The sequence below is a fragment of the Mesorhizobium sp. M0518 genome, assembly GCF_040321125.1.
Taxonomy (GTDB): domain Bacteria; phylum Pseudomonadota; class Alphaproteobacteria; order Rhizobiales; family Rhizobiaceae; genus Mesorhizobium.
In genome coordinates this window covers 1-15619 of record NZ_JAMYQY010000020.1, presented here as the reverse complement: position 1 = coordinate 15619, position 15619 = coordinate 1, and the positions used below count along the sequence as shown (strand labels likewise).

16 protein-coding genes are annotated in these 15619 nt (G+C 62.7%); 4 read left to right on the top strand and 12 right to left on the bottom strand.

Annotated elements, in window-relative coordinates:
• Window positions 1-39 precede the first annotated feature (39 nt).
• Together NKI66_RS25010 and NKI66_RS25005 are read right to left on the bottom strand one after the other, a co-directional pair.
• Window positions 40-405, bottom strand: a complete 366-nt coding sequence (locus NKI66_RS25010; protein WP_127296053.1) for an endonuclease domain-containing protein — start codon at window positions 403-405, stop codon at window positions 40-42.
• Between the two features lie 279 nt (window positions 406-684).
• Window positions 685-1935 (bottom strand): Zn-dependent hydrolase, encoded by a 1251-nt coding sequence (locus tag NKI66_RS25005; protein ID WP_352443083.1) that lies wholly within the window; start codon window positions 1933-1935, stop codon window positions 685-687.
• Between the two features lie 121 nt (window positions 1936-2056).
• On the opposite strand from NKI66_RS25005, the gene NKI66_RS25000 reads away from it, so the two are divergent.
• Window positions 2057-2695 carry a TetR/AcrR family transcriptional regulator gene (locus NKI66_RS25000; RefSeq protein ID WP_013530908.1) on the top strand — a complete coding sequence of 213 codons (639 nt, stop codon included), beginning with the start codon at window positions 2057-2059 and terminating at the stop codon, window positions 2693-2695.
• A gap of 112 nt (window positions 2696-2807) precedes the next feature.
• Here the strand turns inward: NKI66_RS25000 and aptA are convergent, their stop codons facing one another.
• The gene (gene aptA / locus NKI66_RS24995) at window positions 2808-4136 is read right to left on the bottom strand and encodes an omega-aminotransferase AptA (RefSeq protein ID WP_128303455.1); all 1329 of its coding nucleotides are present in this window, start codon (window positions 4134-4136) and stop codon (window positions 2808-2810) included.
• A gap of 226 nt (window positions 4137-4362) precedes the next feature.
• Here aptA and NKI66_RS24990 point away from each other — a divergent pair, with 226 nt between their 5' ends.
• Window positions 4363-4998 (top strand): TetR family transcriptional regulator C-terminal domain-containing protein, encoded by a 636-nt coding sequence (locus tag NKI66_RS24990; RefSeq protein ID WP_023813192.1) that lies wholly within the window; start codon window positions 4363-4365, stop codon window positions 4996-4998.
• Window positions 4999-5002: 4 nt separating this feature from the next.
• Here the strand turns inward: NKI66_RS24990 and NKI66_RS24985 are convergent, their stop codons facing one another.
• Complete coding sequence (locus tag NKI66_RS24985) at window positions 5003-5890, bottom strand: helix-turn-helix transcriptional regulator (protein WP_128303454.1); 888 nt, start codon at window positions 5888-5890, stop codon at window positions 5003-5005.
• Between the two features lie 103 nt (window positions 5891-5993).
• Between NKI66_RS24985 and NKI66_RS24980 the strand changes: the two genes are divergently transcribed.
• Together NKI66_RS24980 and NKI66_RS24975 are read left to right on the top strand one after the other, a co-directional pair.
• The gene (locus NKI66_RS24980) at window positions 5994-6836 is read left to right on the top strand and encodes an SDR family oxidoreductase (RefSeq protein WP_352753348.1); all 843 of its coding nucleotides are present in this window, start codon (window positions 5994-5996) and stop codon (window positions 6834-6836) included.
• Window positions 6836-7558, top strand: coding sequence for an SDR family oxidoreductase (locus NKI66_RS24975; protein WP_352753346.1), 723 nt, complete (start codon window positions 6836-6838; stop codon window positions 7556-7558). Before NKI66_RS24980 ends, NKI66_RS24975 begins: the two co-directional genes overlap by 1 nt.
• A 31-nt stretch (window positions 7559-7589) precedes the next feature.
• On the opposite strand, the gene NKI66_RS24970 is transcribed toward NKI66_RS24975, so the two are convergent.
• The 8 genes from NKI66_RS24970 to NKI66_RS24935 all read right to left on the bottom strand — a co-directional run bounded on the left by NKI66_RS24970 (window position 7590) and on the right by NKI66_RS24935 (window position 15431).
• Window positions 7590-7838: a hypothetical protein gene (locus tag NKI66_RS24970; protein WP_128303451.1), complete on the bottom strand. Its 249-nt coding sequence runs from the start codon at window positions 7836-7838 to the stop codon at window positions 7590-7592.
• A gap of 59 nt (window positions 7839-7897) precedes the next feature.
• Complete coding sequence (gene otsB, locus NKI66_RS24965; RefSeq protein WP_502900968.1) at window positions 7898-8659, bottom strand: trehalose-phosphatase; 762 nt, start codon at window positions 8657-8659, stop codon at window positions 7898-7900.
• A gap of 17 nt (window positions 8660-8676) precedes the next feature.
• Window positions 8677-10455, bottom strand: a complete 1779-nt coding sequence (locus NKI66_RS24960; RefSeq protein WP_352753342.1) for an alpha,alpha-trehalose-phosphate synthase (UDP-forming) — start codon at window positions 10453-10455, stop codon at window positions 8677-8679.
• Between the two features lie 141 nt (window positions 10456-10596).
• Window positions 10597-12759, bottom strand: a complete 2163-nt coding sequence (locus NKI66_RS24955) for an amylo-alpha-1,6-glucosidase (RefSeq protein ID WP_352551725.1) — start codon at window positions 12757-12759, stop codon at window positions 10597-10599.
• Window positions 12760-12809: 50 nt separating this feature from the next.
• A complete protein-coding gene (locus NKI66_RS24950; protein WP_023813200.1) occupies window positions 12810-13871 on the bottom strand; it encodes a glycosyltransferase family 4 protein in 1062 nt (353 codons plus the stop codon).
• Window positions 13872-13985: 114 nt separating this feature from the next.
• Complete coding sequence (locus tag NKI66_RS24945) at window positions 13986-14363, bottom strand: DoxX family protein (RefSeq protein WP_023813201.1); 378 nt, start codon at window positions 14361-14363, stop codon at window positions 13986-13988.
• Window positions 14364-14425: 62 nt separating this feature from the next.
• Complete coding sequence (locus tag NKI66_RS24940) at window positions 14426-14884, bottom strand: carboxymuconolactone decarboxylase family protein (RefSeq protein ID WP_023813202.1); 459 nt, start codon at window positions 14882-14884, stop codon at window positions 14426-14428.
• A gap of 43 nt (window positions 14885-14927) precedes the next feature.
• Complete coding sequence (locus NKI66_RS24935) at window positions 14928-15431, bottom strand: RrF2 family transcriptional regulator (RefSeq protein ID WP_023813203.1); 504 nt, start codon at window positions 15429-15431, stop codon at window positions 14928-14930.
• Window positions 15432-15619 lie beyond the last annotated feature (188 nt).

The window sequence follows — 15619 nt, the reverse complement described above, 5'->3', positions numbered from 1 at the left end:
GGTAGTGTTTCAGATCGGTTCAGGACCGAAGCGGCGGCGCTACATGACTCCAACTTCTCCCAATATCTCCTCGATGCAACCATCGAAAGAGTTCGCCAGATCTCCGGTCGAAAACCGCAATACACGATAGCCCTGTCGGCCAAACCATGCGTCGCGTGTCCGATCCTTCTCCATTTGCTCCGGCGTGAAGTGATGCTCTCCATCCACCTCGATAACGAGGTTCTTCTCATGCAGAACAAAGTCAGCAACGTAAGGGCCGATCGGTGCCTGCTTTCTGGCGTGTAAACCGTATAGGCGACGGAACTCCTTCAACTCGGACCAGAGCTTCCGCTCGCCTTCCGTCATGTTCCGACGCAGGACCCTGGCACGTTCGATAGCAGCAGGATCAATTCCGGTCGGTGCCAAGAGTACCCCCCACCCTCAATCGCTCCCCGCAAGGGAGGGAGACTTGGCGTCGCGCTATCACAGCCCGACGTTCAAAGCCTTTGAAAGAATGCATAAAAAGGATTCTTGCGAAGGTGGACCCCCACCCTAACCCTCCCCACAAAGGGGAGGGAACGCTGCCGCGAGCCCAAACTTTCCTCTCGGTGTGGAAACGTAGACAATTTGCCAAGATTAGCACCAACGGAAGTCCCCCTCCCCCTTGTGGGGAGGGGTTAGGGGTGGGGGTACAGCGCCGACCTCTCACCCGACGATCTCCGCCGTCTCCACCACCGCATGGAACAAAACGTCGGCCCCGGCCGAGGCCCATTCCTTGGTGATCTCCTCGGCTTCGTTGTGGCTCAGCCCGTCGACGCAGGGGCACATCACCATGGCGGTGGGCGCGACGCGGTTGATCCAGCAGGCGTCGTGACCGGCGCCGGAGACGATGTTGCGGTGGGAATAGCCGAGGCGTTCGGCGGCATCACGGATCGCCTTGACGCAGCCGGCATCAAAGGTCACCGGATCGAAAGCACCGACCTGTTCGATCTCGTAGCGAATGTCGAGTGCATCGCAGATCGTGTCGATGCCTTCGCGGATGCGGCCATCCATCGCGTCCAGCACTTCCTTTTCCGGCGAGCGGATATCAACGGTGAAGACGGTGCGCCCGGCGATGATGTTGCGCGAATTGGGATAGACCTCCATGTGGCCGACCGCGCCGACGGCATCGGGCTGGTAGTCCATGGCTATCTCGTGCACCAGTTCGATCACCCGCGCCATGCCGAGCCCGGCATTGCGGCGCTTGGGCATCGGCGTCGAGCCGGTGTGGGCTTCCTTGCCGGTCAGCGTCACCTGCAGCCATTTAAGGCCTTGGCCATGGGTGACGACACCAATGTCGATATCTTCGTCCTCGAGGATCGGACCCTGTTCGATATGCAGTTCGAAGAAGGCGTGGATCTTACGGTCGCCGACCTTCTCGCTGCCTTTCCAGCCGATGCGCTCGAGTTCCTCGCCGAATTTCTTGCCCTGTTTGTCGACATGCCCGTACACATCGGCCTGGTCGAGCACGCCGGCGAACACGCCGGACGCCATCATCGCCGGCGCGAAGCGCGAGCCCTCCTCGTTCGTCCAGTTGGTGACGACGATCGGATGTTTGGTCTTGATGCCGAGATCGTTGAGAGAGCGCACCACTTCAAGCCCACCCAGCACGCCGAGCACGCCGTCATACTTGCCGCCGGTCGGCTGCGTATCGAGATGGCTGCCGACATAGACCGGCGGCAGGCTGGGATCGGTGCCTTCGCGGCGGGCAAACATCGTGCCCATTTCATCGACGCCCATTTCGAGCCCGGCCGCATCGCACCAGCGCTTGAACAGATGCCGCCCTTCGCCGTCTTCGTCGGTCAGGGTCTGACGATTGTTGCCGCCGGCAATGCCGGGGCCAATCTTCGCCATCTCCATGATGGAATCCCACAAACGGTCTGAATTGATTCGCAGATTCTCACCGGGTGCGGCCATCTTGAGTTCCCATCTACGCCAGGGTTCTTGTCGCCCCTTGAGTGATTTACAGCTTGACCGTATGGTCAGCTTTTAAACTACACAACCTGACCAAGCGGTCAACTAGAATCTTGGGGTAGACATGGCAGAACCCACCCGCCCCATGCGGCGACAGGAGATCCGACGAGAGAATGAAAAAACCATTCTCGTCGCTGCCGAGAAGGTGTTTGCGGAGGCAGGGTTCGGGGGCGCCACGATGCAGTTGATCGCGGATCTGGCGGGACTGCCGAAGGCAAATCTCCACTACTATTTCGCCACCAAGGAAGAGCTTTACCGGTCGGTCGTTCAAAACATCTTTGAAATCTGGCTACAGGCGGCCAATTGCTTCGACGCGGCGCGCGGACCCATAGACGGCATCAGTGCCTATATCGACGCCAAGATGGAAATATCACGCCGCCATCCTGACGGCTCGAAGGTCTGGGCCTCTGAAGTGATGCACGGTGCGCCGGTGCTTCAGGACTATATGGAATCGACGCTGCGCGAATGGACGGACGGCCGCGTCGAGATCATCAGGCGCTGGATCGAGGAAGCCAAGATGGACCCGGTGGATCCGCGCCATCTGCTCTATATGCTTTGGGCTACGACCCAGCACTACGCCGATTTCGGTCACCAGATCGAGACGCTCAATGGCGGCAAGCCGCTGTCCGACCGGCAATGGCGGGAAGCCAAGGAAAATATCAAGCGGGTGATCCTGACCGGGATCGGCGCGTTGCCCGCCTGACTATAACCGTTCGTTGCAGCAAAAGATCAGGTCGGCGCGCTGCCGCACCGACCCCACCCGACCGCTTCGCGGCGACCCTCTCCTCCAGGGCGAGGGATATCGTGTCAGTCCGTCAATCGATGGACCTCAGCACTTCGCGCACATGGTCGATCAATTCGTTGATCTGGCCCTTGGTGATGATCAGCGGCGGCGACAGCGCGATGATGTCGCCGGTGGTGCGGATCAGCGCGCCGCGCTCGAACGCCTTGACGAAGGCCGAGAAGGCCCGCTTGGTCGGCTGTCCGGCGATCGGCGCCAGCTCGATCGCACCGATCAGGCCGATGTTCCTGATATCGATGACGTTCGGCTCGCCCTTCAGCGAATGCAGCGCGTCTTCCCAGTACGGCGCCAGCTCCTCGCCACGGGTCAGCAGGCCCTCTTCCTTGTAGGTGTCGAGCGTGCCGAGTGCGGCCGCGCAGGCGATCGGGTTGCCCGAATAGGTGTAGCCGTGGAAGAACTCGATCATGTGCTCGGGGCCGGTCATGAAGGCGTCGTGGATCTCCTTCTTCACGAACACCGCGCCCATCGGGATGACGCCGTTGGAGACGCCCTTGGCGGTGGTCATGATGTCGGGCGTGACACCGAAATAGTCGGCGGCGAACGGCGTGCCGAGACGGCCGAAACCGGTGATGACCTCGTCGAAGATCAACAGGATGCCATGCTTGGTGCAGATTTCGCGTAGCCTCTCGAGATAGCCCTTCGGCGGCAGGATGACGCCGGTGGAGCCGGCGACCGGCTCGACGATGACGGCGGCGATAGTGGAAGCGTCGTGCAGGGCGACGATGCGCTCCAGTTCGTTGGCGAGTTCCGCGCCATACTCCGGCACGCCCTTGGTGAAGGCGTTCTTTTCCGGCAGATGCGTGTGCGGCATATGGTCGACGCCGCCGAGCAGCGTGCCGAACATCTTGCGGTTGGTGACGATGCCGCCGACCGAGATGCCGCCGAAATTGACGCCGTGATAGCCGCGCTCGCGGCCGATCAGCCGGGTGCGCGAGCCCTCGCCTTTAACACGGTGATAGGCGATCGCCATCTTGAGCGCCGTCTCGACCGATTCCGAACCGGAATTGGTGAAGAAGACATGATCCATGCCCTTGGGCGCGAGGTCGACCAGGCGGTTGGCCAGTTCGAAGACGATCGGATGGCCCATCTGGAAGGCGGGCGCATAGTCGAGCTCGGCGGCCTGCTGTTGGATCGCTTCGGTGATCTTCGGCCGGCAATGGCCGGCATTGACGCACCACAGGCCGGCGGTGCCGTCGAGCACCTTGCGGCCGTCGCTGGTCGTGTAGTGCATGTCCTTGGCGGACACCATCATGCGCGGCGCTTGCTTGAACTGCCGGTTTGCCGTGAACGGCATCCAGAATGCGCTGAGATCGTTCGGCGTGACTTTCAGCCGGTTGGACATGACCAGGACTTCCCCTTGTAAACTGTTTCGCTGCGCCCAACGCTTGGTCTTTGCCGCGTTTTCATGCTACGCAAATTTTTGACCGATTGGACAAACGTTAGCACCGCCCTCTCAGCGGTCAAGGATTACTAGCGGAAATGCGGCACCTGAAGTGCGTTCCACAGGCTAGGGAAAAACTGGTCCAGAGAATTGGTCCAGAGGACCCTCAACACGAGGGCTTGCAACGGTGACCATCGCCACGGACGCCCCTCGCCGCACCCGCATCCAGCAGGAAAAGCGCGAACTCATCCTGGAGGCGGCGCTCGAGGTTTTCTCCGCCAACGGTTTCCGCGGCTCGACCATCGACCAGATCGCCGAAGCCGCAGGCATGTCGAAGCCCAACCTGCTCTATTATTTCCGCCGCAAGGAAGACATCCACGAAACGCTGATGCAGCGCCTGCTCGACACCTGGTTGGCGCCGCTGCGCGAACTCGACGACATTGGGGATCCCCTTACCGAACTGCGCAGCTACATCAGGCGCAAGCTGGAGATGGCGCGCGACTTTCCGCGCGAGAGCCGGCTGTTCGCCAACGAGATCCTGCAAGGCGCGCCGCGCATCATGCCGCTGCTGGCCGGAGAGTTGAAGACGCTGGTCGACGAGAAGGCGACCGTCATCAAGGGCTGGATGCGCGCTGGCAAGATCGCCAAGACCGATCCGTGGCACCTGATCTTCTCGATCTGGGCAACGACGCAGCATTATGCCGATTTCGACGTCCAGGTCCGCGCCGTGCTCGGGCCGAACCGCGGCGGCGACGGCCGCTTCGAGGATGCGGCCCGCTTCCTGGAACAACTGTTTCTTGATGGGCTGAAGCCGAAGACCTGACGCTTCAGGCGCTGCGCCGCTTGGCCGGCAGTTCATCCAGCAATGTCTGCAGCTTGGCGATCGAATTCTGCTCGGCGAGCGGCGTGTAGACGATCAGCTTCATGTCCGAGCCGTCGCCGATCGACAGGCTCATATGCTCGAAGCTCATGGCGCCCGCGCTCGGGTGCCGGACATGTTTCACCCCCGACAATCGGTGCGCGACGTCGCGCTGCGGCCACCAGGCACGAAATTCGGGGCTCGAACGCGTCATCAACTCGATCAGCCGCTCGAAATCCGGATCGCCGACATAGCGGGCGCTCGCGGCCCGGAACGAGGCCAGCACGGTGCGCGCCAGTTGCTCCCAGTCGACCAGCAGGCGCCGGTGGTGCGGGCTGGTGAACACCATGTGGACGATGTTGCGGGCATCCCCTTCCAGCAGGCCATAGTCGCCGAACACCGCCACCGCCGCCGGGTTCCAGGCCAGCACATCCCAGCGCCGCCCGACGACATAGGCCGGCTGCAGCACCAGGCTCTGCAGCATGTGCAGCAAGGGGCCGTCGACCCTTTCCGGCGCCACGGCACGGCGCTCCGGCTGCTGGCGGTCGGCAAGGATGAACAGATGCTGTTTTTCGGCGGCGTCGAGGCGCAGTGCTTCGGCGAGTGCCGTCAGCACCTCGACCGAGGGCCTGACCTCCCGCCCCTGCTCCAGCCATGTGTACCAGGTGGTGCCGACGCCGGCGATCATCGCCACCTCCTCGCGCCGTAGTCCCGGCGTGCGCCGCCTGAGACCGGTGGCGATGCCGGTGGCCGAGGGCGTCAGCCTTTCGCGGCGCGAGCGCAGGAAGGCGCCGAGTTCGCGCCGGCGGCTGTCTTCAGCGGAGTGGTTTGGGGCCGCGTGGGGTTGGGACTCCATGCGCCCAGTATAGCAGTATTGATACCAGGATAAAGTTTGAACTGTTTGGCTCGCGCCAACTGTCCCATCTTCCGTTCAGAGCAACAGAACGGAGGCTCTGAACATGGAACTCAAAGACAAGACGATCCTCATCACCGGTTCGACCGATGGCGTCGGCCGCGTCGTCGCGCAACGGCTCGGCGCCGCGGGCGCCCGTGTGATGGTGCATGGCCGCGATGCGAGGCGCGGCAAGGCTGTTGTCACCGAGATCGAAGCGGCCGGCGGCATGGCGGAGCTTCTGGTCGCCGACCTCTCTTCGCTGGCCGAAGTGCGCCGGCTTGCCGAAGCCGTGCGCGCCCGGACGGGCCGGCTCGACATCCTCGTCAACAATGCCGGAATCGGCACGGCGGGCCAAGGTGCCAAAAGACAGATCAGCGCCGACGGCTACGAACTGCGCTTCGCGGTGAATTATCTCGCCGGTTTCGTGCTGACATCGGAGCTTCTGCCGTTGCTGAAGGCGAGTGCGCCGGCCCGCATCGTCAATGTCGCCTCGGCCGGACAGCAGGCGGTCGATTTCAGCGATGTCATGCTGACCCGCTCCTATGACGGCGTGCGCGCCTATTGCCAGAGCAAGCTGGCGCAGATCCTGTTCACCGTCGATTTGGCCGAACAGTTGAAAGGTACCGGCGTCACCGTCAACGCGCTGCACCCGGCGAGTTACATGAATACCACCATGGTCCGGCAGGCTGGTGTGACGCCGTGGTGTTCGGTCGAGACCGGTGCCGAGGCCATCCTCAACCTCGCCGCCTCACCCGCGCTCGACGGAAAAAGCGGCCTCTATTTCGACGGCCTGCGGGAATCCCGTGCCGACGCCCAGGCTTATGACGCCAAGGCAAGGCAACAGTTGCGAGCCTTGAGCCTCGATCTCATCGGCACGGCCTCCCCCATATCGAAGGAAGACCATTGATGACCAAGACAATCGAACACACCGTCGTCATCGGCGGCTCGTCCGGCATCGGCCTGGCGACGGCGCGAAAACTGCTTGGCCCGGGCATGAAGGTGACCATCACTGGGCGCAACGAGGACAAACTGAAGAGCGCTTGGACAAGCCTTGGCAGCACTGCCGGGAAGGCTGCTTTCGACGCCGCGAAGCCGGATGAGGTCCGCCAGTTCTTCGAGAGCCTCGGTCCTTTCGACCATCTGGTGCTGGCGGCCAGCGGCGGCAAGGGCCTCGGCCCCTTCCCGACGCTTGACCTGAGCGACATCGGCAGTGGCGTGGATGAGAAAGTCCGGCCGCAGCTGTCCTGCCTGCAGGCGGCCCTGCCGACGCTGAACAAGGCCGGATCGGTCACCTTCGTCTCGGCGGTGTCGGCGCAGCTCGCGGCGCCGGGCGTCGCCGGCATCGCCGCCATCAACGGCATGCTGTTGACCGTGGTGCCGATCCTGGCGGTGGAACTGAAGCCGCTGCGCGTCAATGTCGTGGCGCCGGGCGTCATCGACACGCCATGGTGGGATTTTCTGGCCGAGGAGCAAAAGCAAACGATCTTTGCCGACTATGCCGGCAAGACCCCGGTCGGCCGCGTCGGCCGGGCCGAAGACGTAGCCGACGCAATCGCCTTCCTCGTCTCCAACGGCTTCATGACCGGCCAGGTGCTGACCTGCGATGGCGGCCTGCGATTTGCGGCATAGGAACAGCGATTATCGGGCTCCGGCGGGACCCTTAATTGGCCTTCTTTGGAACACGGTCGTTCTCGTCCGCAGGCCTGTCGCCTGTCGGTTTTGCCGAAACAGGCTTTTCCGGCACATGGGAATAGTCAGATGTATCCGCCCCATACATCTTGTTGTCGACCGCTTCTTGCCAGCTGAAATCCGCGTCCGACGGTGAAACGTCGGCAATCTCATGGCGGGAGGAGCGAGAGTGCAGCCAGTTCGGGGTGATCTCTCGGACCAATTGTGCAAAGCGTCCCATCGAAACCGTTCCTTTCCTTGTCTTTTCCAGGAGGCGCGATCGCGGTGCGTCAGCTGGACCTAAAGTTGACCTCTCAGCCAGGCTAGCGTCTCGGCAACGCCGGCCAGCCCGTACTGCGCGGTGGTTTGCGCCGGTGGTTTGACCCGTATCGATATGCCGCCCGCATCATTGACGGTTTCGAAGCCGTTTTCGTCCGACGTGTCGTCGCCCAGGAAGACCGGGCGGCGGCCCGTGAATGGCGCGATGTCCATGAATCGCCGGATCGCGGCGCCCTTGGCGGCCTCGAGCGGCAGCAACTCCACACCGGCATTGCCGGCAATCACCCGGTAGCCCTTTGGCAGCGTGGCCAGCGCCTGCTCGACAAGCTGCGTCGCACGCGGAAGCAGATGGGGGGCGGCGCGCGTGTGGATGGCCAGCACCCGTCCTTTGCGCTCGATATAAGCCCCACGACCGAGCTCGGCCTCGATCTCGTCGGCAAGCGCAGAAATATCCGCCGGCTCGTCTGCTACTTCGACGTCGTCGTTCGGCAGGAGCCGGTGCTCCAGTCCATAGAGCCCGGCGGCGCGCAGTTTCAGAGGCTGAAACAGATGGTCGACAGCCGCAACGGAGCGGCCTGTTATGAAGGCCAATGCCCCGTCCAGCTTGCGGTCCAGGCCTTGCAGCAAGGAGCGAAGCTCGTCGCTGACCGAGACGGCGTCCGGGTGTTCGGCATGTTCCAGCAGGGTGCCGTCGATGTCGAGGAACAACGCCCATTCGCCGGTCAGCACAGTCTGCGGTTTCGGCATGACGGCCTGCGGCTTTTGCGGGCTTTCGCTGATCATCTTTTGCAGAACCTCGTTCATGACATGACTACCCGCTTGCGCTCGAACATGGACACGACATTGTCGACGCTAGGCAGCCGGTCACCGACACCGGTTACCCGGTCGAGGTCACCGCGCTTGCGCAAGCGCGCTGCATCCAGAAGCATGCTGCCGGCCCAGCGATAGACATTGTTGTTGCGGATCGTCTCGCGCATGGGCCGCATACGCTCGCGCTGTTCGTCTGAAGTCATGATCAGCGCCTGCAGCAGCGCTTCGCTCATCATGGCGGCGTCGTAAGGGTTGACGATCAGCGCCTCCAGCAATTCGCGCGAGGCGCCGGCGAAGGTGCTGAGCATCAAGACGCCCTGTTCGTCGTCGCGCGCCGCGACGAACTCCTTGGCGACCAGGTTCATGCCGTCATGCAGGCTGGTGACCATGCATATGTCGGCGGCGCGATAGATCTCATAGACCTGTTCCTGCGAGTGATGCTCGGCCACCATGATCACCGGTCTGTAGCCCTCGCTGCCATAGCGTTGGTTGAGCTCCTCGGCATAGCGGTGGCATTCGTCGTGGAGCAGCTTGTAAGCCGGCAGCGTGCCGCGGCTGGGAGCCGCGATCTGCAGGAAAACCAGCTTTCCGATCCATTCAGGGTATCGCTTGAACAATTCGTCCAGCGCCTGAAATCGATCCAGAATGCCCTTCGTGTAGTCGAGACGCTCGACACCCACGGCCAGCTTCACATCCGCCTTCAGTCCGAACCTGTTGCGCAGGCGGGCCCGGCAGTCATCGACGTCAGGCAATTTTGCCAACAGGTCCGCCGGCCATTCTATCGAGATGGGATAGGCGTGCACCAGCGTCGTCTGGCCACCGTAGGAGATCGCCGCATCGGCCCGCTCGATGCGGCTTTCCAGGAAGCGATCGACGCTTTCGGTGAAATTGTTGGCGTGGAACTGGGTGTGGAAACCGATGATAGAGCTGCCGAGCAGCCCCTCGAGGATGCGTTCACGCCAAGGGCAGATGCTGTACACCTCCGAGTTCGGCCATGGGATGTGCCAGAAGGTGATGACGATCGCCTCCGGCAGGCGCTCGCGGATCATGCGCGGCAGCAGCGCGAAGTGGTAATCCTGGACCAGCACGATCGGCCGCTCGTTGCGCGCTTCGGCAACCACCGTATCGGCAAACTTCCGGTTAACGGCTTCATAGGCAGCCCAGTCGGAGGCGCGAAAAATCGGTCGGGTGAAGGCGATGTGGCAAAGCGGCCAGAGCCCCTCATTGGCGAAACCGAGATAATAACCCTGATGTTCTTCCTCCGTCAGCCAGACCCGGCGCAGCGTATAGGACGGATGGCCGGGAGGCACCTGTACCCGGTCGTGGTCGTCGACGGTGAGGCGGTCCGCCGTTCCGCCGCCATAGGCGATCCAGGTGCCGCCACAGGCGCGGGTGATCGGCTCGAGCGCGGACACCAGCCCGCTGGCCGGCACCAACAATTCGACGCCATCATCCCTGATGTTGTGGATATAGGGTTCGCGGTTCGACACCACGATGACCTGCGCATCGGGCAGATCGTCGGCGAGGATCTTGCGCAATGTCTCGGGCGACCACGTCACCAGCGCCGCATCGGCCGATTGGCCGTTCTTTTCGAACTCACGTATCACCTTGCGCGCCGCCTCCGCGGCCACGTCTTCGCCCGCTGTATGGGCAACCGCCGGAGGGTGGCTGCGGCGCTGCCGCGATAGGGAGAGGAATACGGCAAGAGCGGAAAAACCGAGGCTCGCGAAGGTCAGAACCCAGAGCAGTTCCGCACCGTAGTTTGTCATTGAATGTCAACTCACCCGGCCGTTGGCGACCGTTTGTTCGTGTTTCCCGTTTGAAAAGGTCCGCCGACCACGTGGTCAGCGTTCGGACCTGTATTTTTGCAACGCACAAAGCTCGGATCGGTTCCGCCAATTTTGTTCGGATCATGTCCTTACGATGAGCGGCACCAGCCCTTCATGGCGGTCGGCAACGAAAGCGACGACCCGGTCGCCGACGCGCTGGAAGGTGAGATCGACCACCCGGTCGCCGACGCCCAGGTGCCGCAGTGTCAGCGTGTCGATGCCGATCGGCAGCCTGGGACGGCTAACGCGAATCTCACCATCCCAGCCGTCGATCTCCAAGCCAAGGCAGGCCTGCATCAGCATGAAGGCGGAGCCCGCCGACCACGCCTGCGGCAGGCAGGCGACGGGATAGGCGATGGGTGCTTCGCCCGGCGCACGTGTAAAACCGCAGAACAGTTCGGGCAGCCGCATGTTGAAATGGACTGCGGATTCGAATGTGCCGCTCATCAGGCGAACCACGCTTTCGCGCTCGCCATAGCGCGCCAGGCCGGCACCGCACAGGGCGGTGTCGTGCGGCCAGATCGAGCCATTGTGGTACGACATCGGATTGAAGAACACGGCATCGTCGGCGAGCGTCCGCAGTCCCCAGCCGGAATGGAAGGAGGCGGAAAGCAGCTGGTCGGCGACCATCTGGGCCCGCGCCGGCTCAGGCAATCCGACAAAAAGCAGATGCCCGGCATTCGAGGTCCGCACCTTGCAGGGCTCGCCCGCACCGTCGATCGCGAGGGCATAGAAGCCGAGATCGTCAAGCCAGAAATCGCGTTCCACGGCGACCCGCATCGCCTCGGCGCGACCATCCCAATGGTCGGCCCTGTCGTCCTCCCCACGGCGGCGGGCAAGCTTGGCCAGCCCCCGGAAAGCGGCAAAGACATAGCCTTGCACTTCGACCAGGGCGATCGGACCCTTGGGAATGCGGCCATCGGCATGGAAGACCGAATCGAAACTGTCCTTCCATCCCTGGTTGGCGAGGCCGGACTCGGCCGCTCGCTGGTAAGTGACGAATCCGGTCTCCCGGCCCGCCTCCTCCGTCCATTCGGCCGCAGCGCACAGCGATGGCCACAAGCCGTCGATGAACGCCATGTCACCGGTACGATCGGCGTAGGCACAAGCAAGATAGATGTAGAGCGGTGTCGTATCGACGCCACCGTAGTAGCGGCCGAAGGGGAGCTCCCGCAGCGCCACCATTTCGCCCTTGCGGGTCTCGTGCATGATCTTGCCCGGCTGCGAATCGCTGAACGGCGATGTCTCGGTCGCCTGATGCTGGGCCAGAAAGGCCAACACGCCCCGCGCCAGGCCCGGATTGAGCCACAGCATCTGCAGTGCCGAGATGACGCCGTCACGACCGAACGCCGTCGAGAACCAGGGGATGCCGGCATAGGGATAGGGGCCGGTCGCCAGTTCGGTGGTCAGCAGCGCGACATCGGCGCGGGCGCGCTCGACCCAGTCGTTGAAGACGCGGCCCGAGCTGCGCACCGTCGCGCCATGGCGACGTTTGGCCCGCATGCCAAAGCGGGCGCGGGCGGCAGCGGCGCGAAACCGGTCGCGGTCGGGCTTATCGGCCACCTCGGGACCGACCTCGACATAAAGCACCTTCCTGCTGCGCTTGGTGACGGCGATCAGGAAATCGGCACGGGTGGCTGTCAGTTGGTCCGGCGCCTGCGAGAACGATATCGCAGAGAGGCGGGCCAGGCCGTCGAGCCCGTCATAGCGCAGCAGGACGGACGTCGCGTCTGTTTCGGCGGCATGGGCCAGCCCGCGCTTCAGCCGTGTCGAGCCGCGCACTTCGAACATGTCGCGGAAATCGGCGGAATAGTGCAGGGAAACGCTGATCGTCGAGTGTTCCCGGCTGTAATTGGAAAGGGTGATGCGTTCGAACAGCCTGTCCTGCCAAAGCAGCCTGACGCGTTCGATGTGAATGGCTCCCTGCGGGATGTCGCGTCCACCGGCGCTCTGTATCGGCAGATTGGTCAAATTGGTGGTGAACAGCACATTGTCCTGGCTGAGCGAGGCGCCGAGCAGCGATGTCTGCCTGCCGCCGACGGTCAGCCGGAACTCGGAAAGAACCCGTGTGTCGTCGCGAAAGAAACCGTCGCCGGCTCCGCGTATGTCGCCATAGGCGTCGGCAACCGCGAAGCAATCGCCCTGCTTGAGGGCAAACAACCGATGCGGCTCGCGAGGGGCGGTGGCGTCGAGCGATGCAAGCGCAACCGCGGGATCGAGCTGGCGCTCATCGAGTTGGGCCATTCGTCAAAGATCCCTGTTGTTTCGTTGTCGTGGCTCGAGCACGTCGTTGCTCAAGACGCCTTCGCCGCGCTCGGGACGCCGATCAGGCCCGCATAGGCGGCCAGATAATCGCCAGCCATTCTTCGAGCGGAGAACCGCTTTTCGAAAACGGCCCTCACCTTTCGCCTGTCGAGTTGCAGCAAGTCGGGCACCGCGGCGACCGCGCCGTCCACCGTGTCAGCGATGAAACCGGTGACGCCTTGATCGATGATTTCGGGCAGCGCGCCGCAATTCCAGCCGATGACCGGCGTGCCGCAGGCCATGGCCTCGATGGCGACAAGGCCGAACGGCTCCGGCCAGTCGATCGGGAACAGCAGGCCGGCCGCCTTGCCGAGAAATTCCGCCTTCTGGTCCTCCTCGATCTCGCCGACATAGACGATGCGATCGCCGTCGATCAACGGTTCGACCACCTCGTGGAAATAGGCGCGGTCGTCGTCGCCGATCTTTGCCGCGAGCTTGAGCTTGAGCCCCGAACGCAAGGCGATCTCGATGGCGCGGTCCGGGCGCTTGTCGCGTGAGAACCGGCCGAGGAAGGCAAGGTAGGGTTCTTCCGCCGTCGTCTCAAAAGTCGGTTCGTAGAGAGTGGTCGGCAATCCGTGATGGATCGTCGCCAACCAGTTGGCGTTGGCAAAGCCCGCCTTCTGGCTGTGCGAAATGGAAATCAGGGGAAAACGCGGAAACCGTTCATAGGCCGGCGCCAGGTCGACATAATCCAGCCTGCCATGCGGTGTCGTCACCGTGCGGTCGGCGAGATCCTCGAAGAAGGAAAAGTGCAGGAAATGGCTGAGATGGAAGTGGATGACGTCGAACTCCGACGCCCGTTCCCTCACCTGCGCAAGCATCGAAAGATGCGCCGCGATCTCGGATTTAAGCGGACGCGGATCGAGGCGCAGCGCGCGTTCCCGGCTGGGTACCAGCGTCGCGGAAGTCTGGCTGTCGCCACTGGCGAACAGCGTCACCTCATGGCCCAGATCGACCAGCGCTTCGGTCAGATACGAGACGATGCGCTCGGTGCCGCCATAGAGCCTTGGCGGCACCGATTCATAAAGCGGCGCGACATGGGCGATTTTCATATTCCATCCTGGATGCTGGGCATGCAGGTGTGAAATGCGTCAACGGCTCGATTGGTTCCGATTTTATGATCGAGCCGTGGGCACCAGAGGCCGCAGTCGGCATGGAACTGTGCGTCAAACAGATTGCGCGATCAGGGTCAGAAAGCCACCGCTCAGCGCGACATTGCCGACGAAGCCGTTGATGCGGGACGCACGGTCCTGGCCCTGATGGTCCCAGAAATTGTGAAACATCGGCGTGGCGACGATGAGGAACAGCAGCAGCACCGCGGCCGCGAGTGCCGTCCACAATCCTGCGATGACCAGCACGCCGGCGGCGATCTGAAGCACGATGCCGAGCCACAGCGCCAATCTTGCCTGCGGCACACCGCGCGCGGCCATCAGCTGGGTCAGGAAGGCCGCGTTCTGGATGTTGCGCAGGCCGGCGAAGACGAAGGCGCCGCCGAGCAACAGGCGAGCGAGAAACAACAAGGTCGAAGGCAAATCGGCAGGCATCAAACGCTCCCTTTGAAAGTGGAGCGCCGCCTTTCGACGGCGCTCCCAACATAACCGGACAATCAGGCGGCCTTCGCCGCCGGCACCGGGTGAATGGCCTGGAACGGGATGCACAGCCGGTTCCAGGTGTTGATCATGCCGAGCGCAACGGAAAGCTTGACCAGTTCCTCTTCCGAGAAATGCTCGAGCGTCTTTGCATAGAGTTCGTCCGGCACGCCATTGCTGGCGATCAAGGTGACGGCTTCGGTCCAGGCCAGGGCAGCGCGTTCGCGCAGGGAAAACAGCGGCGATTCCTTCCAGGCTGAAACCAGATAGAGCCGCTGCTCGGTCTCGCCGTCGCGCCTCGCCTCGCGGCTGTGCATCTCGACGCAGAACGAGCAGCCATTGATCTGCGATGCCCTGAGCTTGATCAGGTGCAGCAGGCTCACCTCGAGCCCGCATTCGTCCACCGCCTTGTTGAGCGCCGACACAGCCTTCATGATCTCCGGCGCCTTGGCGAAAAATTGCAGCCTCTGTTTCATCTTCCTGTCCTTTCAAATCTGCTTTGGGTTTGGGTCTACGGGGTTAACTGGATTTCTGCGGCCGCTGGTGGCGCTCGACGAAGGCGCAGCTCGCAGCAAGCGACCTGGGATCGCCTTCTGCCGCATAGGTGGCCACGATATCGGACAGCTTGGTCTCGGCGAGCGCGGCGCGATAGGCACGCTCGGCCTTCAGCATCGCGGCGTTGATGCCGCAGGGTTTGACATAGGCCGAAGCATCGAGCTTCACCGGACCGCGCTGGCGGATCTCGCCGCAACGGAAAGCCGGCTCGCGCCCTTCGATGGCCAGCACGATGTCGAGCAGCGTGATGCGCTCGGCCGGCCGCGCCAGCCGATAGCCACCGGCAGGCCCGGGCACCGATTCCAGGATGCGCGCCGCGCTCAGCATGTTGAGATGCTTCAGCAGATAGCTAGGCGACAGGCCAAAGGACTCGGCCAGAGCGGCGCCAGGCATGGTGCTGTTCCCCTCCACACTAGCCAGCGTGGCAGCGCAATGGATAGCTGCCTCAACGCCCTCGCCCAGCTTCATTGGATCGGCTCCTTTATCATGGATATATACTATCGTGGATAATTATTATCTGCAATAGGAAAATTAAAAACGGCGCTCGAAAGCGCTAATGCAGTTCACTTAGGCACCTTCAGTGTTCTGACAGGATATTTGGCTGGTAGCTTTTTGACGACACGGGGGCATGATCGCCCCCGTGTTTTTGGGAGGAT

Excerpts from the sequence above, each read along its gene's own strand:
- otsB (WP_502900968.1), bottom strand. The coding sequence starts at position 8,659 with ATGATCAGCGAAAGCCCGCAAAAGCCGCAGGCCGTCATGCCGAAACCG.
- NKI66_RS24975 (WP_352753346.1), top strand. The coding sequence starts at position 6,836 with ATGACCAAGACAATCGAACACACCGTCGTCATCGGCGGCTCGTCCGGC.
- aptA (WP_128303455.1), bottom strand. The coding sequence starts at position 4,136 with ATGTCCAACCGGCTGAAAGTCACGCCGAACGATCTCAGCGCATTCTGG.
- NKI66_RS25005 (WP_352443083.1), bottom strand. The coding sequence starts at position 1,935 with ATGGCCGCACCCGGTGAGAATCTGCGAATCAATTCAGACCGTTTGTGG.
- NKI66_RS24935 (WP_023813203.1), bottom strand. The coding sequence starts at position 15,431 with ATGAAGCTGGGCGAGGGCGTTGAGGCAGCTATCCATTGCGCTGCCACG.
- NKI66_RS24960 (WP_352753342.1), bottom strand. The coding sequence starts at position 10,455 with ATGACAAACTACGGTGCGGAACTGCTCTGGGTTCTGACCTTCGCGAGC.
- NKI66_RS24970 (WP_128303451.1), bottom strand. The coding sequence starts at position 7,838 with ATGGGACGCTTTGCACAATTGGTCCGAGAGATCACCCCGAACTGGCTG.
- NKI66_RS24980 (WP_352753348.1), top strand. The coding sequence starts at position 5,994 with ATGGAACTCAAAGACAAGACGATCCTCATCACCGGTTCGACCGATGGC.
- NKI66_RS24940 (WP_023813202.1), bottom strand. The coding sequence starts at position 14,884 with ATGAAACAGAGGCTGCAATTTTTCGCCAAGGCGCCGGAGATCATGAAG.
- NKI66_RS24945 (WP_023813201.1), bottom strand. The coding sequence starts at position 14,363 with ATGCCTGCCGATTTGCCTTCGACCTTGTTGTTTCTCGCTCGCCTGTTG.
- NKI66_RS24985 (WP_128303454.1), bottom strand. The coding sequence starts at position 5,890 with ATGGAGTCCCAACCCCACGCGGCCCCAAACCACTCCGCTGAAGACAGC.
- NKI66_RS24955 (WP_352551725.1), bottom strand. The coding sequence starts at position 12,759 with ATGGCCCAACTCGATGAGCGCCAGCTCGATCCCGCGGTTGCGCTTGCA.
- NKI66_RS24950 (WP_023813200.1), bottom strand. The coding sequence starts at position 13,871 with ATGAAAATCGCCCATGTCGCGCCGCTTTATGAATCGGTGCCGCCAAGG.
- NKI66_RS25000 (WP_013530908.1), top strand. The coding sequence starts at position 2,057 with ATGGCAGAACCCACCCGCCCCATGCGGCGACAGGAGATCCGACGAGAG.